20 protein-coding genes are annotated in these 22,516 nt (G+C 65.7%); 11 read left to right on the top strand and 9 right to left on the bottom strand.

The window, feature by feature from the left end; translation table 11 throughout:
* Positions 1 to 239: 239 nt before the first annotated feature.
* The 7 genes from G6P88_RS10625 to G6P88_RS10595 form a co-directional block, all read right to left on the bottom strand.
* Positions 240 to 587, bottom strand: coding sequence for a hypothetical protein (locus tag G6P88_RS10625; RefSeq protein WP_165323129.1), 348 nt, complete (start codon positions 585 to 587; stop codon positions 240 to 242).
* A gap of 306 nt (positions 588 to 893) precedes the next feature.
* The gene (locus tag G6P88_RS10620; RefSeq protein ID WP_345719151.1) at positions 894 to 1,538 is read right to left on the bottom strand and encodes an N-carbamoylsarcosine amidohydrolase; all 645 of its coding nucleotides are present in this window, start codon (positions 1,536 to 1,538) and stop codon (positions 894 to 896) included.
* On the bottom strand, positions 1,538 to 2,728 hold the full coding sequence (locus G6P88_RS10615; RefSeq protein WP_165323128.1) for a CaiB/BaiF CoA transferase family protein: 1,191 nt from the start codon (positions 2,726 to 2,728) through the stop codon (positions 1,538 to 1,540). The genes G6P88_RS10620 and G6P88_RS10615 overlap by 1 nt, the downstream gene beginning before the upstream one ends.
* Positions 2,729 to 2,731: 3 nt before the next feature.
* Positions 2,732 to 4,618 carry a hydantoinase B/oxoprolinase family protein gene (locus G6P88_RS10610; protein WP_165323127.1) on the bottom strand — a complete coding sequence of 629 codons (1,887 nt, stop codon included), beginning with the start codon at positions 4,616 to 4,618 and terminating at the stop codon, positions 2,732 to 2,734.
* Between the two features lie 14 nt (positions 4,619 to 4,632).
* On the bottom strand, positions 4,633 to 6,681 hold the full coding sequence (locus G6P88_RS10605) for a hydantoinase/oxoprolinase family protein (RefSeq protein ID WP_165323126.1): 2,049 nt from the start codon (positions 6,679 to 6,681) through the stop codon (positions 4,633 to 4,635).
* A 6-nt stretch (positions 6,682 to 6,687) separates the two neighbouring features.
* On the bottom strand, positions 6,688 to 7,596 hold the full coding sequence (locus G6P88_RS10600) for a hydroxymethylglutaryl-CoA lyase (protein ID WP_425594493.1): 909 nt from the start codon (positions 7,594 to 7,596) through the stop codon (positions 6,688 to 6,690).
* A 20-nt stretch (positions 7,597 to 7,616) separates the two neighbouring features.
* On the bottom strand, positions 7,617 to 8,675 hold the full coding sequence (locus G6P88_RS10595) for an LLM class flavin-dependent oxidoreductase (RefSeq protein ID WP_165323125.1): 1,059 nt from the start codon (positions 8,673 to 8,675) through the stop codon (positions 7,617 to 7,619).
* Positions 8,676 to 8,955: 280 nt separating this feature from the next.
* Between G6P88_RS10595 and G6P88_RS10590 the strand changes: the two genes are divergently transcribed.
* From G6P88_RS10590 to G6P88_RS10580, 3 genes are all read left to right on the top strand, one after another.
* Positions 8,956 to 11,415, top strand: coding sequence for a TonB-dependent receptor (locus G6P88_RS10590; protein WP_165323124.1), 2,460 nt, complete (start codon positions 8,956 to 8,958; stop codon positions 11,413 to 11,415).
* A gap of 53 nt (positions 11,416 to 11,468) precedes the next feature.
* Positions 11,469 to 12,224 (top strand): SDR family NAD(P)-dependent oxidoreductase, encoded by a 756-nt coding sequence (locus tag G6P88_RS10585; RefSeq protein WP_165323123.1) that lies wholly within the window; start codon positions 11,469 to 11,471, stop codon positions 12,222 to 12,224.
* Between the two features lie 91 nt (positions 12,225 to 12,315).
* Complete coding sequence (locus G6P88_RS10580; protein ID WP_165323122.1) at positions 12,316 to 12,975, top strand: GntR family transcriptional regulator; 660 nt, start codon at positions 12,316 to 12,318, stop codon at positions 12,973 to 12,975.
* Between the two features lie 31 nt (positions 12,976 to 13,006).
* Here G6P88_RS10580 and G6P88_RS10575 read toward each other — a convergent pair whose 3' ends face one another.
* A complete protein-coding gene (locus G6P88_RS10575) occupies positions 13,007 to 13,921 on the bottom strand; it encodes a peptidase associated/transthyretin-like domain-containing protein (RefSeq protein ID WP_165323121.1) in 915 nt (304 codons plus the stop codon).
* A gap of 118 nt (positions 13,922 to 14,039) precedes the next feature.
* On the bottom strand, positions 14,040 to 14,783 hold the full coding sequence (locus G6P88_RS10570; RefSeq protein ID WP_226946519.1) for a response regulator: 744 nt from the start codon (positions 14,781 to 14,783) through the stop codon (positions 14,040 to 14,042).
* Between the two features lie 160 nt (positions 14,784 to 14,943).
* Between G6P88_RS10570 and G6P88_RS10565 the strand changes: the two genes are divergently transcribed.
* From G6P88_RS10565 to virB11, 8 genes are read left to right on the top strand one after another with little or no spacing between them, the layout of a single operon-like run.
* Positions 14,944 to 15,612: a lytic transglycosylase domain-containing protein gene (locus tag G6P88_RS10565; protein ID WP_226946518.1), complete on the top strand. Its 669-nt coding sequence runs from the start codon at positions 14,944 to 14,946 to the stop codon at positions 15,610 to 15,612.
* Positions 15,609 to 15,857, top strand: coding sequence for a TrbC/VirB2 family protein (locus tag G6P88_RS10560; RefSeq protein WP_165323120.1), 249 nt, complete (start codon positions 15,609 to 15,611; stop codon positions 15,855 to 15,857). The genes G6P88_RS10565 and G6P88_RS10560 overlap by 4 nt, the downstream gene beginning before the upstream one ends.
* 9 nt (positions 15,858 to 15,866) lie before the next feature.
* Positions 15,867 to 16,145 (top strand): VirB3 family type IV secretion system protein, encoded by a 279-nt coding sequence (locus G6P88_RS10555; RefSeq protein ID WP_165323119.1) that lies wholly within the window; start codon positions 15,867 to 15,869, stop codon positions 16,143 to 16,145.
* An 11-nt stretch (positions 16,146 to 16,156) separates the two neighbouring features.
* Positions 16,157 to 18,547, top strand: coding sequence for a VirB4 family type IV secretion/conjugal transfer ATPase (locus G6P88_RS10550; RefSeq protein WP_165323118.1), 2,391 nt, complete (start codon positions 16,157 to 16,159; stop codon positions 18,545 to 18,547).
* The gene (locus tag G6P88_RS10545; RefSeq protein ID WP_165323117.1) at positions 18,544 to 19,716 is read left to right on the top strand and encodes a TrbL/VirB6 family protein; all 1,173 of its coding nucleotides are present in this window, start codon (positions 18,544 to 18,546) and stop codon (positions 19,714 to 19,716) included. The genes G6P88_RS10550 and G6P88_RS10545 overlap by 4 nt, the downstream gene beginning before the upstream one ends.
* The gene (locus tag G6P88_RS10540) at positions 19,713 to 20,441 is read left to right on the top strand and encodes a TrbG/VirB9 family P-type conjugative transfer protein (RefSeq protein WP_165323116.1); all 729 of its coding nucleotides are present in this window, start codon (positions 19,713 to 19,715) and stop codon (positions 20,439 to 20,441) included. The genes G6P88_RS10545 and G6P88_RS10540 overlap by 4 nt, the downstream gene beginning before the upstream one ends.
* Entirely contained in the window at positions 20,438 to 21,541 is a 1,104-nt protein-coding gene (locus tag G6P88_RS10535; protein WP_165323115.1) for a TrbI/VirB10 family protein, read from the top strand. The genes G6P88_RS10540 and G6P88_RS10535 overlap by 4 nt, the downstream gene beginning before the upstream one ends.
* Positions 21,538 to 22,506 (top strand): P-type DNA transfer ATPase VirB11, encoded by a 969-nt coding sequence (gene virB11, locus G6P88_RS10530; RefSeq protein WP_165323114.1) that lies wholly within the window; start codon positions 21,538 to 21,540, stop codon positions 22,504 to 22,506. Before G6P88_RS10535 ends, virB11 begins: the two co-directional genes overlap by 4 nt.
* Positions 22,507 to 22,516: the final 10 nt, after the last annotated feature.

Genomic DNA, 22,516 nt, shown 5'->3' with positions numbered 1-22,516 from the left:
CTCTCCCCCGTCTTTCTGTCCGGCCGCCAGCCCTATCGCGCTTTTCATAACCCGATCGAAAGCGAAGTTCACCCCCGCCACCTGGGAGATTGCCGAAAAGGGATCACGTTATGGAAGGGGGAGCGCGGCGTCCGGTCGAGGGGGGAGGGCCGGACGCCGCGCCATGGTGCCACCGGGAAGGAGCGAACCGGTGTGCCCGCTCCTTCTGGGCCCCGGCACCTGTCGGGGACGTGCCCGGATCATGAATTGGCGGTAATGTTGCCCATCGAGCCGCGTGGCATGGGTCGTGCGGCGAGACGCAGGCAGGTCCAGAAAGCGTCGACGCAGCGCATCGACAGGTCGGTCGAGCCATCCTTGCCGATCACATCGTCGAGGATCGCGCGCAGGGCATCGCCGAAACGGCTGGCATGACGCCGGAACGGGAGCAGGGCATCGGGTGCCGGCGTGGCGCCCGTTGCCAGATGGTGCAGCAGCAGGCCGAAGAGCGCCTTCGCCGGCCGCGCGCCGGTCGAACCGCCGGGAGCATCGCCGGTCAGGCAACGGTCGAGCGCCGCCTCGATCATGGGGCGGCGCTTCTGGAGAAGCATCAGGTCCGAACGGGATAAGGGACGGGAAGAGGGGGAGTCGGGGGGCATGGACGGTTCCGATCGCGCGGATGCCGATGCTGCCCGTCGGGCGCTTCGGCATGCAGTGGGACGAAGGGGAGGCCGCTGGGGCCTCGCCACTGTGCCTCGGTGCCCGTCAGGCCCTGCGCAGGCCGCGAGGCTCCGAGGCGCGCGGGCGCGTCATCAGACTGCTCCCATAAGCGCGAAATCGGAGAAAGGCGGCGGAAAGGGCCATGGCCCAGATATAGGAGGAAGCCCGGCGGCGGCAAGCCGCGCCGGATTCCGGGGTCAGCGGCCCTGCATGTCCGCGATGATGCGCAGCGCTTCCGCCTCGTCGACCACCTCGGCATATTTGGCCTGGAGATCGAAGAGGTTGGCTTCGTGCGGTCCCGGATGCCGGTCGCCACAGGCGTCGCTGACGACGATCGGAATGAAGCCATGCTGGCAGGCGTCGAGCGCGGTGGCGCGGACGCAGCCGGAGGTCGAGACCCCGGTGATGAGCAGCGTATCGATCCCGTCCGCCGTGAGCGTGGCCGCCAGATGGGTGCCGAAGAAGGACGAAGCGTAGCGCTTGGTGATCAGCAGATCGTCGCCTTCCGGCTTGAGGCTGTCGGGGAAGCGGGCGAGGGGATTGCCGCGCTCGAACACCTTGAGCGCCGGCACCTTGCGATAGAAGACCCCGCCATCGGCGCCTCCGGGCTGATATTCGACATTGGTGAAGATGACCGGGACGCCCGTCTCGCGCGCGGCGGCGGCCAGCCGCTCGCAGCTGTGGAAGGCGGGCTCGACGCCGGCATAAAGCGGCGAGCCCTCCTCCAGATAGGCGACGACGAAATCGATGATGATGAGCGCCGCCCGGCGCCCGGGACGGAGATGCCCGTCAAAGGCTCCCGAGTAATTTTCCGAAAGATCCTTTTCCGGGCGTCCCATCATCAAACGATCCCTGCTTCCTTCAGTTGTGCCAGCTTGCCCTCGTCGAGGCCCAGCAGTTCACCGTAGATCTCGGCATTGTGCTGGCCCGGTGCCGACGGCGCCGGGCGGCGCACGCCGCTCGGGGTCTTCGACAGCTTCGGGAAGGCGTTCTGCATCTTGAGCTTGCCGAACCTCTCGGTCTCGACCTCGACGATCGCCTCGCGCGCCTGGAAATGCGGATCGGCGAGCATCTCTGGAGCACGATAGACGCGCCCGGCCGGAATCGAGAAGCGGGTCGTGATCTCTTCCAGCTCGTCGACGGTGAGGGTCTGGGTCCAGTCGTCGATCAGATTGTCGAGTTCGGTCTGGTTGATGCCGCGCGCGATATGCGTCGCATAGCGCTCGTCTTCGCCCAGTTCGGCCCGACCCATGGCGATGGCGAGACGCTTGAAGATCTCGTCCTTGTTCGCCCCGATCATGAACTCGCCGTCCTTGCAACGATAGACGTTGGACGGCGCGATGCCCGGCAGGATCGAGCCCGAGCGTTCGCGAATGATGCCCATCAGGTCATATTCGGGCACCAGGCTCTCCATGACCTGCAGCACAGATTCGTACAGGGCCGCGTCGATCACCTGACCCTGGCCGGTGCGCTCGCGCGAGTGGAGCGCGGCAAGCACGCCCATGCAGCCATAGGTTGCGGTCAGCGTGTCGCCGATCGAGATGCCCATGCGACTCGGCGGCCGGTCGGGCTCGCCGACGACATAGCGCCAGCCGCCCATCGCCTCGCCGATCCCGCCGAAGCCGGCGCGGTCGGCATAGGGGCCGGTCTGGCCATAGCCCGACATACGGGCGATGATCAGGCCGGGCTGCTCGGCGAGCAGCACGTCCGGGCCAAGACCCCATTTCTCGAGCGTGCCAGGCTTGAAATTCTCGACCACTATGTCGGCATGGCGGATCAACTCGCGGACCAGCTTCTGGCCCTCGGGCACGCGCAGGTTGGCGGTCACCGAACGCTTGTTGCGGGCGATGACCTCCCAGTTGACCTTGCGATCGCCCTGGCCCCACTGCCGCATCGGATCGCCCGCGCCCGGCGGCTCGACCTTGATGATGTCGGCGCCCATGTCGCCCAGCAACTGTCCGCAGAAGGGCCCCGCGAGGAGCTGCCCCAGCTCCACCACGCGGATGTCCTTCAAAGCACCTTTATTCTCCACGATTCACTCCGCAGCTTCGAGATGGGGCCAAGTCGGCTGGATCGGCGCGGGCAGGCCCGTCTCCGCCTCGCAGCCGGCGCGCAGCGCTTCGATACCAGGACCAAAATTGAACACCGTCGTCGGCCCGCGCTGGGTCCGCATGCTGTCGCGCAGCGCGGTCGTGCCGGCCATGTCGATCGATCCGTCCGCGGTAATGACGACGCCATAGGCGCGGGCGCCTTCGACCGTGACCAGCCCCTGCGTGATCTCCTTGGCAACCAGCGCGGGGTCACGCTCGAGCGGGTCGCCCCAGCCGCCGCCGCCCCAGGTGATGAAGTGCAGGATATCGCCGGCTTCGACCTCGACATCCTCGACCTTGTTGCCGACGATGATCTGGGTGCCATCGGCCTTTTCGAGGATCTTGCGCGCGCGCTTGCCGGGATCGCCGCCATTGACGCCCCAGGGGGGCACGAACCAGCGATCGTCATGGATGCTGATCGTGCCTTCGGCGAGGAAGCGATAGCTCATGCGGATGCCGTTGCCGCCGCGGTGCAGACCGGCGCCGCCGCTGTCGGGCTCGGTTTCGTACCCCTCGATCATCATGGGGAAATAGCGCTCGAGAAATTCGTTCGGTACATTGGTGAAGCCCGGCCACAGAGAGTGTCCGTCGGGTCCGTCGCCCATCGGCCGGCCGGGGATGCCGCCGAAGCCGATCTGGAACAGCTGGAACCACTGGTTGCCCTTGCCCGGGCGCGTGTCGTTGCCCGAGTAGAACAGGTGCGGCGAGGAGGAGAAGCCGGCAGCATTAAGGAACTCGGGCGTCTTTTGGCCGAGCAGGCCGCCCAATATGTCGAAGATGCGGCCGAGCGCATGGGTGCGTCCCGAAAGCGCCGCCGGGAATTTCGGCTTGAGCAGCGATCCTTCCGGGATGCGGACTTCGATCAGGTCGTAGAAGCCGTCGTTGAACAGGATCTGCGGGTCGAAGACCATGATCATGTAGATGCCGAAGAACATCTTGAACATGTTTTCGTTGAGATAGAAGTTGATCGACGCGCTGCTCTGCGGGTCGGTGCCATCAAAGTCGAGAACGACCTTCTCGCCCTCGCGGCGCATCGTGCATTTGATCTTGTACGGGCCGTAACCCATACCGTCGTCGCAGATATAATCCTCGAAGCTGACCGGTTCCTCGGACACGGCCTGACCGAGCAGCTGCTTCATCGCGCGATGGTTGCGGGCGAGCAGTTCCTGCGTGGCCGAGACATAGACGTCGTCACCGAAGCGCTCGGCGATCTCGGCGACGCGGCGGGCGGCCACGCGGCACGAGGCGATGAGCGCGTTGAGATCGGCCTGGCACCAGTCGGGCTTGCGGGTCTGGTGCATCACCAGCTTCATCAGATCCGCATTATATTCACCCTTCTTCCAGATCTTGACCGGCGGGATGCGCACGCCTTCCTCGAAGATCGAGCGGGCGTTGATCGGCATCGAGCCGACGACCTTGCCGCCGATGTCCGACTGGTGGCCGAACATCGCGGTATAGGCGAGCAGGCGACCGTCCTTGAACACGGGCAGGAGGACGAGCCAGTCGTTCGAGTGGCTGATCGCGCCCTCGCAGCTGTACGGATCGGAGAGGAAGATCATGTCGCCCTCCTCCAGCGTTCCGTCGAAGCTCTTGAGGAAGCCGCCGATGAACGAACCGAACTGGCCGACGATCATCTTGCCGGTGTGATCGGCGATCAGCGGAAAGGCGTCACCCTGCTCGCGAATGCCCGGCGACATGGCGGTACGCACGAGCGTTGCGTCCATCTCGATACGGGCGTTGCGGAGCGCGTTCTCGATCACTTCGAGCGTGACGGGGTCGATCTCGACCCGGTTGAACGGGGTCGGATTGGTTTCGACGATCGTTGCGGGCATGCTTGTCCCCTCCCTCAGGCCGGGTTGATCAGGATGTTGCCGACATGGTCGACGGTGGCGACGCAGCCGCTCTCGATCAGCGTCGTCGAGTCCATCTCGATGACGATCGCCGGGCCGGGGATGACGTCGCCCTGGCGCAGCTTGGACCGGTCATAGATGACCGCCGGCTGCTCCTTGCCGTCCATCCACAGGCTGTGGTCGCGCATCTTGGCGGCGATCGGATTGCCGTCGCCCTTGGGCAGTTCGGCTGCCGGCAGATCGAGCGCGCGGCCCAGCGCGACGGCGCGCAGGTTCACGATCTCGTGCGGCGTATCCATGTTGAAGGTGAAGAGCCGGTGATGCTCTTCGTCGAAGCGCTTGAGGATGCCGTCGATGCCGTCCTCGCGGAGCAGGTCGGAGCTGATCGTCAGCGGCACCTCGAACGCCTGGCCCGCATAGCGGACGTCGACTTCGAACTGGCTGGTGATCTCCGAGTCAGGAACGCCATCGGACTTGAGCTCGGCGCGGGTCTGCTCCGCCATCTCGTCGAGAATGGCAATCAGTTCCTCGGCCTTGGTGTGGGTGGCGAGGCGCGAGAAGCTGCGCGCCGTCTCGGTGCGCATCTGGGTCGTGGCGTCGCCGAGCGCGCAGAGCACGCCGGGGCTGACCGGCGAAACGGCCGGCCAGCTGCCCATCAGCCGCGCGACAGCGTTGACGTGGAGCGGGCCGGCTCCGCCGAAGCCCATCAGCGCGAAGTCGCGCGGATCATAGCCCTGCTGGACCGAGATCATGCGCAGCGCGCCGAACATATTCTCGTTGACGATGTCGATGATGCCGCGTGCGGCTTCCATCAGGCCGATGCCGAGCGCGTCGGCGATCGTCTGGACCGCTTTCTTGGCGCCCTCGCGGTCGAGCTTGAAGGTGCCGCCAAGCAGCGCCTCGGGCAGATAGCCGAGCACGACATTGGCATCGGTCACGGTCGGCAGCGTGCCGCCCTTGCCATAGGCGACCGGGCCAGGAACCGCACCCGCCGACTGCGGGCCGACGCGCAGCGCCTTGGTCAGTTCGGGCACATAGGCGATAGAGCCGCCGCCGGCGCCCACCGTCTTCACGTCGAGCGCCGAGGCGCGGACCGAAAGGTGGCCGACTTCGGTGGTGCGGACGCGCCGTGCCTCGAGATTTTCGATCAGCGCGACGTCTGTCGAGGTGCCGCCGACGTCGAGCGTCAGGATGTTCTTGATACCGGCATTGCGGCCGACCCAGATCGCGCCGGTGACGCCGCCGGCCGGGCCCGACATCAGGATGTTGACCGGATGCTCCTCGGCCTTCTGCGCCGACATAAGGCCGCCGTCCGAGCGCAGCAGCGACAGCTTGCCGGCCATGCCCGCCGAGGCGAGCTTGTTGCGCAGATTGGACACATATTTGCCGACCACCGGACGAACCGACGCATTGGCGACGGTCGTCAGGGTGCGCTCATATTCCTGCATTTCGGGCAAGACTTCGTGGCTGAGCGAGACCGGAACGCCCGGCATGATCTCGGCGGCCAGTTCGCCGACGCGCTTCTCGTGCGCGCCGTTGAGATAGGCGTTGATCAGGCTGACCGTGATCGCCTCGACGCCCTGTGCCTTCAGCACTTCGAGCTGGGCGCGGATGTCGGCATCGTCGATCGGCCGGACTTCCTGGCCGTCCGCATTCATGCGACCCTTGATGGTGACGGTGTCCTCGAGCGCGGCGAGCGGCTGCGGCTTGGGCCACACGATCCATCCCGCGAGGCCGCCCGGCACATAGCTGCGGGCAATCTGCATGATGTGGCGATAGCCCTCGGTCGTGACCAGGCCGACCCGCGATCCCTTGCCCTCGAGCACCGCATTGGTGGCGACGGTGGTGCCGTGCAGGAAGAACTCGACATCGGCCGGGGTTACGCCCGCCTTCTCGCAGATGGCGACGACGCCATTGAGGATGCCTTCGGAACTGTCGTGAGGAGTCGACGGCGTCTTGTGACGCCAGAAGGCTCCGCTTTCGACGTCGAATAGCAGGAGATCGGTGAAGGTTCCTCCGACGTCCACGCCCAGGCGATAACCCATTCGTTTCTACTCCTGTACGGTCTTGGGGAAGAGCGGCGCCTGCGCCACCATCCCGGGAAGTTTGCGTTGCATGATCTCGCTGAACCAGGCGTTGGTTTCGACCAGGCGGGCAAGGTCCAGCCCGGTGGATATTCCTGCACGGTGCAGCATATAGACGACATCCTCGCTGGCGACGTTGCCGGCGGCTCCGGGGGCGAAGGGGCATCCGCCCAGTCCGCCAAGCGAAGCATCGACGATCGTGGCGCCCGATTGTACTGCCGCCCACACATTGGCGATGCCGGTGCCGCGCGTATTGTGGAAGTGGACACGCACCGGAATCGGCGCAATCGCTTCGGCCACTTTGTTCACCAGACGGGAAACGCTCGCGGGATCGGCGACGCCGATCGTATCGGCCAGCCCGATCTCGATCGGATTCGCTTCCGCCAGCGCGACGGCCATGGCGACGACGCGATCGGGATCGACCTCGCCCTCGAACGGACAGCCGAAGGAGGCACCGATCGTCACCTGCCCCTTCAGGCCGGCGTCCTGCGCGGCGCGGATTATGGCTTTCGCGGCCTCGACCGATTCGTCGCTGGTCTGGCCCTGGTTCGCCATGGCGAAACTGTCCGTCGACACGCACACCGCGCCAAGCTCGTGGAGACGGTTCGTGGCGATGGCGCGTTCGGCGCCGCGCATGTTCATCACAAGACCGATATAGCTGACGCCGTCCGCCTCGGGCAGCAGCGCGCAAAGATCGTCGGCGTCGGCCATCTGGGGTACGCGGCGCGGGTTCACGAAGCTGGTCACCTCGATCCGGCGGGCGCCCGCGTCGATCGAGCGGCGGATGAGCTCGATCTTGTCTGCGGTCTCGATGACCTGCTTTTCATTCTGGAGCCCGTCGCGAGGTCCGACCTCGACGAAGCTGATGCGATCAATCGTCACTGGATGGTGTCCGTTCAATATCTGACCTTCGGCGCGATCTTCTCGCCGAATTCGCGAATGCCTGCGGTAAAATCGAGCCAACTCATCATCACGCCGGGAACGCCGGTTTCTGCGACGATATCGTTGATCTTGCTCGCCACCGTCTCGGGCGTGCCACAGAGGAGCGGGAAGCTCATGAAGGCCATGTTGCCCTGTTCGGCCGGCAGGTCGAGCGCGGCCTGCAGGTGCGAGCTCGAACCGCCCTCGTTGGTGTCGAGCGCGGCGCTGCCGAGGATGTTGCCGATTGCCGAGCGGTCGGCCTTGGCGATGACATCGTCGGCAAGGCGCTGTGCCTCGGCGTCCGTGCGGCCCGTCACGACCGCATAGAGCGGCAAGGTGCCGACCTCGCGACCGACGGCGGCGGCCTTCTCGTTCATGCTGGCGGTGAACTTCTTGAGGTTCTCCGTGCCGGTCATCACGAAGCTGTAGTCGGCATTGTTGACCGTGAAATCGAGCCCCTTGGGCGACTGCCCGGCGCTGACGATCGTCGGCATCTTGGCCGGCTTGGGCGACACGGTCGCACGGTTCAGCTTGAAGAACTCGCCGTCATGCGTGACCTCGTCCTCGGTCCACAGCCGCTTGACGACGTGGATATATTCGGCGGCATAGTCGTAGCGGCGCTCATAATAGTCGCTGCCCGGCCAGATCCCCATCGATTCATATTCGATGTGGTTCCAGCCCGTGACGATGTTCAGCCCGCAGCGGCCACCGGAAATGTCGTTGATCGTCGCGATCATGCGGGCGCAGACGGCGGGGTGGGTGGTCAGCAGGGTGGTGCTTGGGATCAGCTGGATCTTCGACGTGCGCGCGGCCATGCCGGCGCACAGGGTGAAGGTCTCGAGGCAGCCGTCCCAATAGCCGGTGGTGCCGCCGAAACCCTTCCACTTCATCATCGCCAGGGCGAAATCGAACCCCTGCCGTTCGGCTTCCAGCGTCGCCTCGAGATTATGCTCGAAGCTGGGATCGTAAAGCGGCGCAGCTTCGGAGATGGTGAACCCGTTACGCGCGCTTGGCAGAAACACACCGTATTTCATGAAGCCTCCCTCAGGACTGGATCAGTGGCAGGGCTTGGATGTGCCGACCTTGGCCGACCAGCTCGATTTTGTGTACCAAAAATTTATCCTTGTGCACTAATTTTCTGCGTGTGGCCGAAAAACAGCGGTCTGGGACGAAAATCGGGACCCAAAACAAAGGACTTGCAAAGCGATTTTATACAGTCACAACTTTTTTGTGTACGAACGACCTGATTCGCGGCACAGTGAGCGTAACGAAAAGAGATGCCGCGCAGGGGGAAGCTCAAAAGGGGAGCCGACTATGATGAAGATTCGCGCTGTTTTGCTCGGTAGTGTCGCGATGCTGGCCTTCGGGGGCCAGGGGGTTCAGGCGCAGGAGACACCATCGGGGGCTGTCGAAGGGCAGCAGGAAATCACCGTCACCGCCCGTCGTCAGAATGAACGCCTCGTAGACGTTCCGGCATCGGTCTCGGTCCTTACCGCCGATAATCTCCGTGCATCGGGTATCGTCACGACCGAACAGGCGATCGCCTTCACGCCGGGCGTGACCATCGTGTCGAACGCCGCGCAGGTCGGCGACGCCCAGATCAACATCCGCGGCGTCAACGGCGCACGCGACGCAGAGAACAACGTCGCGCTCGTCGTCGACGGAATTCTCAAGACCAACACCGCCGCAGTGAACCAGTATCAGGGCGATCTGCAGCAGTTCGAAGTGCTGAAGGGTCCGCAGGGCGCCTATTATGGCCGTGGCGCCACGGCCGGCGCGTTCGTGCTCTCGACCAAGAAGCCCGGCAAGACGCTCGAAGCGAGCGGCCGTGGCTATCTGGCGACGCAGAACGGCCAGTTGGCAGAAGGTTCGGTTTCCGGCCCGCTCAGCGACACGCTCGGCTTCGTCCTGTTCGGTCAGTATCGTCATACCGACGGTTTCTACCGGAACAACGGTCCGACCAAGGACGTGCAGGGCAAGATCGTCGACAATTACAAAGGCTGGAGCGTCGGTGGACGCCTCGTCTATGATCCGACCGACCGTCTGTCGGTCGACATGAAGGCGCGCTACGGAAAGGTCAACGCAGCCGCGCTGAACTTCGAGGCGATCTTCGCACTTCCCGATTTCGCAACCGGTCTGAACAGCCCGAAATTCTTCGAGGACGTGAACGACCACACCCGCTTCAACTATCAGCGGAACATCAAGAACCGCGATAACCAGCGGACGGTCGAGGCCTCGATCAAGGCCGATTACGAATTCGATACGGCCAAGCTGACCGGCTGGGTGTCCTATTCGGACATCGACGAGACGCTTGTCGGCGACGCCTCCGCCGCCTCGCTCGGCCGCTTCAACAACCGGCCGTCCTGTATTGCCAGCACGGCCGCCCTGTTCGCCGCTGGCGTCACCCTGCCGGCTCCGCTGGCGCTGGGCCCGACGCCGGCCGCGTCGCTGTTCGGTCCCTTCGGTCCGACGACCTGCGACGGCATCCAGGTCACGGTGCGCGACCAGAAGGACATCAGCGCCGAGGTCCGGCTCGTTTCGACCACCGACGGTCCGCTGTCCTGGTCGGTGGGCGCCTACTACCTCCACATCAACCGTCATTATGGCGTGGCGGTGAACGAGGATACCGGCCAGGGCTCGCTCGACACGCTGTACAACCCGCCGGGCTCGATCAACCCGACGTCGCAGCTGTTCGACGACAAGCTGCTGACCGATGCCTATGCGGCCTTCGGCTCGCTGCAATATAAGCCCACCGAAAAGCTGACCGTGTCCGGCGCGCTGCGCTATGACCGCGAAGAGCGCAAGGTCGAGCCGCTTGTTCCCAACGTCCTCGATCCGGTCACCGGCGGTCCGATCAACCCGGGCTTCTCGGTCGGATCGCTCGTGCCGAAGAAGAAGACCTACCAGCTGGCGCAGCCGAAGTTCACGGCGCGCTATGAGGTGACGCCGGACGTCAATCTCTACGTCGACTATGGCGTGGGCTTCAAGGCGGGCGGCTTCAACAGCCAGGGCTCGGGCGCGATCATCGACCAGTTCTTCAACCAGCTGCTGGGCTCCAACCTCGGCGTGACCGACGACTATAAGAAGGAGAAGTCGAACGCGATCGAAGCCGGCTTCAAGCTCCGGCTCGCGGACGGCAAGCTGCAGATCGACGGTGCGGTCTATCGCAACATCGTTCGCGACATGCAGTTCTTCGAATTCTACACGGGCACCTTCGGCCTGCTGCGCGTGGTCTCGAACATCGACAAGGTCCGCCTTCAGGGCGCCGAGCTCGGCGTCGTCTATCGCCCGGTTCGCGGCGTGACGCTGACGGTGGGCGGCAACGTGCTCGACAGCAAGATCCTGCGCAACACGGTTCGTCCGGACACGGTCGGCAACAAGTCGCCCTACACCGCCGACTACACGCTCAACGCCGGCCTGCAGCTCGAACAGCCTGTTTCGGACACGCTCGACCTTACCTTCAAGGCCGATTATCGCCTGACCGGCCCGACCTGGTTCCACGTCGTGCAGAACCAGAAGCGCCGGACGATCTTCGACGTGTTCTTCCCGGGTCTCGGCACGGGCGACTATTCGAAGTCGCAGCGCGATGCCTATGGCATCCTCAACCTGCGTGCCGGCGTGAAGTCGCAGAATTGGCGCCTGACGGCGTTCGTCAACAACGTTTTCAAGAAGCGTTACCTCGAGGAGGTCATCCCGGCCCCCGAGTTCGGCGGATCCTTCTCGACCCCCGGCCAGCTGCGCACCATCGGTGTCGAAGCCGGCTTCAACTTCTGACGCGACAAGAGTGGCCGGGCCAACCCCGGCCACTCCCTTCAGGAGGAGACGCCATGAGACTGCAGGGCAAGACCGCGCTCGTCACCGGCAGCAGTTCGGGCATCGGGGAGGCGGTCATCCTTGCCTTCGCGAGCGAGGGCGCATCGCATCTCGTGGTCAACTACCCCGACGAGCGGGAGCGGGAGCGGGCCGAAGACGTCGCTCGCCGCGCATCGGATTGCGGAGCGCAGGCGATCGCCATTCGTGCGGACGTCAGCGATCCGGCCTCCGTCGAAGCGCTGGTGGCGGAAGCCGAAGCGTTCGCCGGCCATATCGACATTCTCGTCAACAATGCGGGGATCGGCCATGCCGATCCGGTGGAAAGCCTGTCGATCGATACCTGGGACAGGGTGATCGGCATTCACCTTCGCGGCACCTTTCTTGTCACCAAGGCGGTGCTGCCCGGCATGTATGCCCGCAATGCGGGGCGGATCATAAACACCGCGTCCCAGCTCGCCTATAAGGGCGCGCCGGGCCTGTCCGCCTATACGGCGGCCAAGGGCGGCATCCTGTCCTTCACCCGGTCGCTGGCGCTGGAAGTCGGCGAGCGCGGGATAAGGGTGAACTGCGTGGCGCCGGGCGCCACGCGAACCCCGATCCTCGACGCGGTTCCGCCCTCGGTGATCGAGGCGGTTCGTGCCGCGATACCGACAGGCAGACTCGCAACTGTCGACGACATTGCGCCGGCTTATGTCTTCCTCGCCTCCAGCGATGGCGATCATTTCCAGGGGCAGTGCATCAGTCCCAACGGAGGCGATCATTTCCTGTAAGCGAAGCCATGCGGGAGCGGGTGGAAAGCGTCCGCTCCTCTTGGTAAGGCGCCGCCGCTGATCGTATACAATTCACCGCTCGTGGGGGCCGATGTCCAAATCATCCGAACAGGCATATCGACTTATCCGCGGAGCGATCCTCTCGGGGCACTTTCCTGCGGGTCAGTTCGTACCCGAAGACGAGTTCGCCCAATATTGCGGCATGTCCCGGACGCCCGTCCGCGAGGCGATTGCCCAGCTCGTCGCCGAGATGCTGCTGCAGCGTTCGGATACCAACCGCGTGTTCGTGCCGGTCTGGTCGGACGAGGATTATGAGGAGCTCTTCACTCTCCGCGCCTATCTCGAAAGCCACTGTGCCCAGCGCGCGGCGCTTTTCATCACAGATGAGCAGATCGAGGAGCTCAAGAGCCATTATGCCTTTATCGAGCGAGCGATCACGCGCCGGCCCGATGCGAGCGTTTCCGATTTCGTCGAGGGCAATCGCCGCTTCCACCGCGTGCTGATGCGTGCGGCCCAGTCGGAGCGGTTGAACCAGCTGATGCAGCTGGTGGTCAATCAGATCGTCATCCACCGTACCGCCGAACGCTATTCCACCGTGGACATGGCGCGCAGCCAGAGCGACCATTTCGACCTGATCACGGCGCTCGAGGCGCGTGATGCGGAATGGGCCGGATCGATCGCGACGAGCCACATCCGGCGCGCGGCCGGCGCCTATCGGCACAATCGCGACCGCCCGGCCAACGGGGAATGAGGGGGCGGTCGTAGAGGCGACCGCCCGGCGGTCACAGGGCCAGCCCGATGGTCGCGGTAGCGGTATAGCCCGCCGATGCGCTGCCGGACATTGTGAGCGTCTGGGCTGCAATCTGCGCCGCTGTGTTGTCGCCGAAGACATTGTCGGTGGCGATCGTGATATTCCCCAGGTTGCGCGAGCTGTCACTGTAACCGCTGGTCGCGTAAACCGCTGCGCATTCGCTGCGTGGCATGGCCAACTGGGAAATGAGCGCGGCTGCCCGCCCGCTGGTCGCGCCGGCGAGGCTGCTGAACACTTCGAAGTGAATATGCGGATAGCGGCCCGAGTAGCAGCCGGGGAAGATCGTCGTAAAAGTGACCTGGCCGCTCGAATTGGTGACCTGGATGCCGCGCAAATAGCTTTCCGTCGGCAGGTCGTAGAGAGAATAGTCGCCATTGGCGTCGCAATGCCAGATGTAGATGGCGTAGTTGGACAGCGCGGCGCAGCTGGCGTTCACATTGACGATGGTCAGCGTGATGTCGACGCGTACGCCGCTGGCGGTGGTGGTGCTGTTGAGGAAGCTCGAGCGGATATCGCTGCGAACGGCGCTGCTGAGGGTCAGCACATTGCTGGTCGACCCGTTCGAACTGTTGGTGCCGTCGGCGGGATAAGGACCGTTCGTCTCGGTCGGATCTGCCACGCAGGTGGCAGAGGAAGAACTGCCCGTACTGGTTCCGCTACCCGTCGAGGTGCTGGAGCCGGTGGAGGTGGAGGTCGACGTGTCGGTGGATGTCGAGGTGGACGAGGTCGACGCTGTCGAATCGCTGCCGCCGCAGCCTGCGAGCAGGGCGGTCACGCCCGCGCCGGCGAACAGGCCCAGCGCTCTGCGCCGGCCCAGAAGCTGGCGGCTCATCGTCTCCAGATCATGGGCGAGGCCGCGATCATGATCGTCGTCATGGTGGGTCATGGTAGCTCCGTCACTGCATCGGGGCGGTGATCTACCACCCCGGTGTGCGGGCTATCCGGGCCCGGCTTTGCCTGAGGATGTCAGGCATTTTGCCGGCGCCGCTACAATGTTGCGATGGTCAGCGCTCGACGATGGGGGCGAACATATAGCCTTCGTTGCGAACCGTGCGGATCAGGTCCTGGCCGCCCTGCCCCCCCAGCTTGCGGCGAAGCCGGCTGACCTGCACATCGATCGCGCGATCATAATGTTCGCTGTCCTCGCCCCGCGCATAGTCGAGCAGCTGGTCGCGCGTTAGCACGCGCCGGGGATGTTCGACGAAGGCGCGCAGCAGGCGGAATTCGCCGTCCGAGAGGATCACGGGGCTGCCCTGCGGATCGTTCAGCGTCCGCAGGTTCACGTTCATGCGCCAGCCGGAGAACAGAAGATCGCCCTCCGCTTTCGGTGCTGATGCCGAGGCGGCCGAGGGATCGATCCGGCGGCGGCGCAGGACGGTCCTTATGCGGGCGAGCAGCTCTCGGGGGTTGCAGGGCTTCGCCAGATAGTCGTCGGCGCCCAGTTCCAGGCCGACGATGCGATCCACATCGGTTCCTACCGCGGACAGCATGATCACCGGGGGGCCGGCGTTTCGCTGGAGCTCGCGCAACGCCGAAAGACCGTCCTCACGCGGCATCATCACGTCCAGCACGATCAGGTCGTAGGATTGCCGCGCAAGCAGGTCGCGCATCTCGATCGGATCGCCCGCCGTGTCGGTGCGGAAACCGTGCTTGTCGAGAAAGGAGGACATGAGGGTGCGGATGCCCGGATCGTCGTCGACGATGAGAATGCGGGTTTCCAGGTCCATGCGGTGGAGAATGGCGTTCATCGGCGCCGAATGCCAGCGGAACGTCGCAGGGATTTTTCAATGCTGCCGATGAACGGCGGGTCGCTGCAAAGAAGACGCTACAATGCTGCGACCGACCTGAAATCTGCCCGCAAAACGACTCGCCCATCTTCGGTTCCGCACAGTGAACGGGAGTATCGAGGTGATCCGCATCGGCCACAGGCACCGGAGAAAGGCGGGGAGACCGGCAGCAGGCGCAATCCTGCTCTCCCTGTCGGTATGGGCTCCGGCCCGGGCGGATGTTCTGGAAATCGACCTCGATGGTTCCATCCGCACGATCGCCGGCATCGGTCCCCAACGCCTGGCCGAGCGATCTGTCGGGGACGTCGAGGGAATGGCAATCCCGGACGTCGTCGTCCCCGCCGAAGCGATCATCGGCCAGCTTTCGTACCGCGCCCCGGTCCCCTTTGCGGCGAAGCTGGTCGAGATCGCGGAGGCACATGATCTGAGCCCCGCCCTCCTCGAGGCGCTGGTGTGGCAGGAAAGCCGCTGGCGCGTCGATGCCGTCTCTCCCGCGGGCGCGGTTGGCCTTGCCCAACTGATGCCGGCGACGGCACGGGCACTGGGCGTCGATCCGCGCGACCCCGTCCAGAATCTCGCCGGCGGGGCGCGCTATCTCCGCCAGCAGCTCGACCTTTTCGACGGTGACGTCGAGAAGGCGCTCGCGGCCTACAACGCCGGTCCCGGGCGCGTCCTCAAGGCCGGCGGCATCCCGCCGATCCGCGAAACCCAAGCCTATGTGCAAGCGATCGTCGCGCGGCTTTCGCGTGCGGGGGCCCCTTCCGACACAGTCTTCCTGAAAGGAGAATGACGATGCAGGCCGATCCCCAGGGCTCCGGCCCCATCCTGGCCGCTCTCGGCTGGCTGCAGGGCACGTTGCTGGGCAATGTTGCCACTGCCGTGGCGGTGATCGCCGTGGCCATGGTCGGCTTCATGATGCTCAGCGGGCGCATCAACTGGCGTTTCGGCGCGACCGTGATCCTCGGCTGCTTCATCCTGTTCGGCGCCAGCGCGATCGTCAGCGGTATCCAGTCCGCCGCGCTCGTCGCGCGCTGAGCGTCGGCGATGCTCAGCCGGGCCCCCATCTTCCGGGCGCTGACACGGCCCCAGATGTTCGGTGGCGTCACCTACAGCTTCTTCATCGTCAATCTGGCGGTGACGACCGAGGCCTTTCTGGTGACCCGCAGCTTCTGGGCGCTGCCCGTCGCGCTCGGTGTGCATGGCTGCGGCTATCTCGCCTGCCTGCGTGAGCCGCGCATCTTCGATCTCTGGCTGACCCGCGTCAGCCGCTGTCCCCGCACCCGCAACTGGCGGCGCTGGGGTTGCAACAGCTACGCGCCCTGAGGAGAATCCGCATGACACGCTGGATCGGACCAGCCGCCTGGGCAAGGCGCGAAGCGAGGGCTGGCGATCGGCTGCCTTATGAGCGTCTCGTCGATGAGCACAGCGTGGCCCTGCGGGACGGTGCGCTGATGCGGTCGATGCACATTCCCGGCCTGCCGTTCGAGACGGAAGAGGCCGACATGCTGAACCACCGGCTGGCGGTGCGCGAAGTCATGCTGCGCAGCATGCTCGATGCCAGGTTCGTTCTCTATCATCATGTCGTCCGGCGCCGGATCGTGCCGGAACTGGCCGAGGTGCAGTCGGATCCGCTTTCTGTCGAGATCGACAGAGGGTGGCGCGAGCGGCTCGGCGCGCGCAGGCTCTACGTCAACGAGCAGTTCGTGACGATCGTGCGCCGTCCCGCACGGGGCAAGAGCGGCTGGGCCGAAAGACTGCGGCGCAGTCTTTCCAGCGCGATCGACCAGAGCGACCTGCGCGCCCTCGATCTCGCGACGACCGCCTTGCTGTCGGCGCTCGAGCCCTATGGTGCCAGGCTGCTGGGCTCCTACCCGCTCCATGGGGGAGCGTGTTCCGAACCGCTGGAGCTGTTGTCCGCCTTGTACAACGGCGAGATGCGGCCCGTTCAACGGCCACAGGACGACCGCGTCCTCGGCGAGTTCCTCCCTTATGCTCGGGTCAGCTTCGGCCTCGACGCCATCGAGACGCGCGGTCCCTCGGGGCGGAGCTTTGCTGCGATGCTGGGCATCAAGGACTATCCCGATGCGACACGGCCGGGATTGATCGACGGGCTGCTGCGGCTGCCCCATGAACTGGTGCTCACCGAAAGTTTCGCTCCGGTCGACCGGCAGGTCGCACGTGAGCGGATCGACCTGGCGCTGCGGCGTCTGCGCGTCGCGGACGAAGGGGCCGCCGCGGAGCGCGCCGAGATGATGGCGGCGCGCGATGCGCTCGGGTCCGGTCAGGCCGGTTTCGGCGATCATCACCTCAGCCTTCTGGTGCGCGCGTCGGATCTCGGCGAACTGGATCGCGCCATGGCCCTGGCGACGGCCGCGCTGGCCGATACAGGCACCGTCGCCGTGCGCGAGGACGTCAATCTGGAGCCGTCCTTCTGGGGTCAGTTTCCCGGTAACGAAGCCTATATCGTTCGCCGGGCTCTCATCTCCACCGCCAATGCCGCCGGCTTCCTGTCGCTGCATGGACACCCGATGGGCCAGCCGCGCGGCAACCACTGGGGGGCGGCGGTGACGGTCCTGGAGACAACGGCCTCGACGCCCTATTTCTTCAACTTCCACGAAAATGATCTCGGCAACTTCACGGTCATCGGCCCGTCCGGATCGGGCAAGACGGTCGTGCTGAACTTCCTGACGGCGCAGGCGCAGAAATTCGCGCCGCGCACCGTCTTCTTCGACAAGGATCGAGGCGCAGAGATCTTCCTGCGCGGCATTGGCGGCCATTATGCCCGCCTGACCCCGGGAACCGCGACCGGCTTCAACCCGCTTCTGCTTGCCGACACCCCGGTCAACCGTGCGTTCCTGCGCGAATGGCTGGCGACCCTCGTAAAGGCGGAAGGCGCGGAGGAGAGCGCGATCGTCGCCGAGGCGATCGATGCCTGCTACGATCATGAACCCGTGCTCAGGCGGCTGTGCCATGTGCGTGACCTGCTGCGCGGGGGACGGCGGCCGGAAGCCGGGGATCTCGCCTGCCGGCTCGACCCGTGGATCGGGCAGGGCGAGCATGCCTGGCTGTTCGACAATATGCGCGACGCGCTCGATCTTTCGGTGCGCGTCGCCGGTTTCGACATGACAGCGCTGCTGGATCAGCCCGAATTGCGCACCCCCACGATGATGTACCTGTTCCATCGGATCGAGGAGCGGCTCGATGGGGAGCCGACGATGATCCTGATCGACGAGGGGTGGAAGGCGCTCGACGATCCGCTGTTCGCGGCGCGGATCCGCGACTGGATGAAGACGCTTCGCAAGCGCAACGCGATCGTCGGCTTCGCGACGCAGTCGGCCAGGGATGCGCTCGACAGCAGCATTGCCTCGGCGATCGTCGAGCAGACCGCGACGATGATCTTCACACCGAACGCCAAGGCGCGAAAGGAGGATTATTGCGCAGGTTTCGGGCTGTCGGAGCACGAGCTCGATCTCATCCGTTCGCTTCCCTCGAACAGCCGCTGCTTCCTGGTCCGGCATGCCAACCATTCGGTGGTCGCCCGGCTCGACCTTGCGGGAATGCCCGCGTTGCTGACGGTCCTCTCCGGTCGCGAAGCGACCGTTCGCCGGCTCGACATCGTCCGCGCCGCGGTCGGCGATGATCCGGCGCGCTGGTATCCGATCATCGCGGGTGCGGCATGGCCCGCCGGGGATGGCGATGCGGCGCTTTTGGAGGCTGCCGAATGACCGGCTGCCCCAGCCTGTCGATGGAGGGCGCCGGTGGGATCGCCACCGCCCTGCGCGCGGTCGATTGTGCGAGCGGCAAGGCGACGGCGATGGCCTTCGGGCGGTTGTTCGGCGTCGACGGACAACTGGGCCTGGCGCTGACGGCACTGCTGACGCTGTTCATCGGCTGGATGGCGGTCGGCCTGCTGACGGGACGATCGCGCTTGTCCCTGTCGACCCTCAGCCCTCGCGCGATGACGCTCGGGCTCGTCCTGACCTTCGCCACATCGTGGGTCGCCTATCAGAGCGTCGTCTGGAATCTGGCGGTCGGGGCGCCGGACGAGGTTGCAAGCCTGCTCACGGGGGTGCGCGGTTCGGCGACGCTGCAATTTGCGGAGCGCCTGGACACCCTGTTTGCAGTGATAGCCGAGGCCGCAACGTCCGCGCAGGCCGATGGCGCGACAGCGGCCGGCAAGAGCATTGCCACGCCTTCGGACATACTCTGGCTCGGCGCGTTGCTGCTTCTGATCGGGACCGTCGGCGTGCTTCTGATCGCGCGGATCACGCTAGCAGCCCTGCTCGCGCTCGGACCCGTATTCATCGTCCTGTCGCTGTTCGAAGGAACACGCGGACTGTTTCAGGGCTGGCTGCGCTGCCTCGCCATGTTCGCGCTCGTGCCCCTTTTTGCGGTGCTGATCGGCGGCGGCGCACTGGCGATGATCGCGCCCGTCGTGGCGGGTCTTGGCATGGGGGAGCCGACCATGCGGTCCTGCGTCACCATCCTCCTTGCCGCTATCGTCTATTGCGGGCTGATGATCGTCGTCTTCCATATGCTTGCGGCCCTCACCGCAGCCTGGCGGACTTCGTCCTCCGATACCACGGAACGGCCCATGTTCAGCGTTGGCGCGCCCGAGCCTCCGACGGTCGGCGGCGGCAATCCGGTCGGGGCGGTCGTCCGGCCCGCCGAAACCGAGCGCGTTCGCGAGATCATTGCCGGCCTGAACCCGATGGCCGGCTCTCCGCCGCAAACCTCCGCTGCGACGATCATGTTGCGCAGCGAAAGCCTTGCGGAGGCCGCCATGCAGTCTTCCGTGCCCGGCGGTTCGCCCTCGGCCGACGGTCGGGCACGGGGGATCGGCAGCCAGTATCGCCAGACCGCCCCCCAGCTCCCCCGGGAGACGTACCGATGATCCGCTTCGCCTTCGCACTCTGCATCCTCGCGACCGCCGGACAGGCGTCCGCCGAGGATCAGCGCATCCGTGCCCAGCTCTACGATCCTTCCGCCGTCGTCACCGTGGTCGGCCAGCCGGGCATCCAGTCGACGATCGAGTTCGCTCCGGATGAACGGATCGAGAATGTCGCGATAGGGGACTCCGCCGCATGGCAGGTTACGCCCAATCGCCGTGCCAGCCTGCTGTTCCTGAAGCCGAACGGCGTCGCAGCGCGTACCAACATGACGGTGGTCACCGACCGGCGGACCTATATGTTCGACCTGGTCGCGCCGCGCCGCGCCGCACGGCCGCTCTATGCGCTGCGATTTACCTATCCCGATCCCGTCATCAGCGATGTGTCGCAGCCACCCCCTCCGCCGCTGTCGGTGGCGGTTCAGCGGCCAACGGCGCTCGATCTGCGGTTCGACTGGGCTGGCAAAGGCAAGACCGCGCTTCTTCCCCGTCGGGCTTTCGACGACGGGCAGGCGCTGTATCTCGCCTGGGACCGGTCGGCGACCCTGCCGGCGCTGCTGGCGCTCGATGCCCAGGGCGTCGAAGGTCCGGTCAATTACAGCATCAAGGGGGACTATGTCGTGATCGATCATATTCCCGACACGCTCGTCCTGCGGTCGGGCCAAGCCATGGCCACGCTGAGCCGCGCGGCAGCTGCCGCCAGCAAGGCTCAGGAAAGGGCGGCGCGATGAACGGCGTCCTCATTCCTGTGCCGGTGATCGGAGGAGATCCCCGCGCCGATCTGGACGATCAGGCGCTGCTGCTCGCGAGCCGCAATGCCTATCCGGTGGTCGCGGCGCGTCCGCGACGCTCGGATCGCGCGGGATTGCTTGCGGGCGGGGCGATCGCCTTGCTGCTGGGCGCGGCGACATTCTGGTCGATGAGCGGCCAGCGCGCGCCGCGCGCGACCGCTGCTCCCCGCCCTGTCGCTGTACCGGTCGCGGTGCCGCCACCTGTTCCTTCCCCCCGATCCGCCGTCCCGCCCGATCCGTCCACGGCTCAACCACTGCCGCAGGCTGCTCCCGACATGGCTACGGCTCCGGTCCAGGGTGGCGCCATGTCCTCCCCGGTCATGGTGTTCGACATGAGTGGCGCCAGGACGGCGGCGGTGCCGACCCCGATGGCTGGCCCACAGGCGGCCGCCCCTCCGAAGGCAGCTGCCGGACAGGGGCTGGGTGACAATGAGAGTTTTGCCGCCCGGCTGGCCGACGCCGGCGTGGAGACGGCCAGCGCTACGCGCCTGGTTGATCCCGCCAACACGATCACCCAGGGCACGCTGATCGCCGCGATACTGGAAACGGCGATCGACAGCGATCTTCCCGGCTATGTCCGGGCGGTCGTCAGCCAGGACGTGCGGTCGTTCGACGGCAGTCGAATTCTCATCCCGCGCTCCTCGCGGCTGATCGGGCAGTATAAGTCGGGCCTCGCGGCGGGCCAGACCCGCGCCTATGTGCTCTGGACGCGCCTCATTCGCCCGGACGGGGTCTCGATCGCGCTCGCCTCGCCGACGACCGACTATGCCGGCCGCAGCGGCCTGACCGGCGAGGTAGACGGCCATTTCGGCAAGCGCTTCGGATCCGCCGTTCTGCTGTCCGCAGTGGGTGGGCTGGGGGCGCTGGCATCCGGCGGCGCTTCCCTCATCGTATCGGGCGGACAAAGCGCGGCTTCGGTCGCAGCACAGCGCGACGCCCACATTCCGCCTACCATCAGGATCAGGCAGGGGCAGCCGATACGCATCTTCACGGCCCGGGACCTCGACTTCTCGACGGTGGTCGAGGAGCCCGCTCCATGACCATCCCCTTGCGTGCCGTCGAGCCAGACAGCGACGTCTTCCTGTCCGCTTATCTGGGCATCTTCGCACCCTGGCTGGAACGGGACGACGTTACCGAACTGCTGGTGAACCGGCCGGGCGAGATCTGGGTCGAGGGGGCCTCCGGCATGGAAGTCCATGCGCTGCCCGCGCTGGACGCGCGCCTTCTGCGTCGCCTGTCCGAACAGGTCGCGCGGATCAGCCATCAGGGCATCAATCGCGAGCAGCCGTTGCTGGCGGCCACGCTCCCGGACGGGGCCCGGATACAGATCGTCGCGCCGACGGCGACACGTGGCGACTGGGCGATGGCGATCCGGCGGCATCGCCTGCTCGACGTGCCGCTGGAGAGCTATGGCCGGTCGCTGGTCCGGGGTCAGGCTCCGCTCGAAGCCCTGCCGGATGGAGCCGATCCGATCGACTATCTGCGCGAGGCGGTCCGCCAGCGTCGGACGATCCTGATCAGCGGGGGGACGTCGACCGGGAAGACGACCTTCCTCAACGCCCTGCTTCGCGAGGTAGGATCGCAGGAACGGATCGTGTTGGTGGAAGACACGCCGGAAATCCGGATTCCGGTTGCCAACGGTGTCGGCCTTGTCGCCGTGAAGGGCATGCTCGGCGAGGCCAGGATCACTGCGGACGACCTGGTTCAGGCCGCGTTGCGGCTGCGCCCCGATCGCATCGTCCTCGGCGAGCTGCGCGGGGCCGAAGTCGTCAGCTTCCTGAGGGCGATCAACACCGGGCATCCGGGATCGCTGGCCACGATCCACGCCAATTCGCCGCGCGGTGCGCTGGAGCAGCTGGCTCTCATGGTGATGCAGGCCGGACTGGGGCTCGGGCGCGCGGACACGCTCGCTTATGCCCGCACGGTCATCGACATCGTGGTGCAACTCGACCGGTGCGAGGGACGGCGCGGCATCGCCGCGGTCGCCCGAACGGCGGACATATAGCGAAGGAAGG

The sequence above is a fragment of the Rhizorhabdus phycosphaerae genome (assembly GCF_011044255.1).
GTDB classification, from domain to species: Bacteria; Pseudomonadota; Alphaproteobacteria; order Sphingomonadales; family Sphingomonadaceae; genus Rhizorhabdus; species Rhizorhabdus phycosphaerae.
This window is presented reverse-complemented; position numbering and strand designations above follow the sequence as displayed.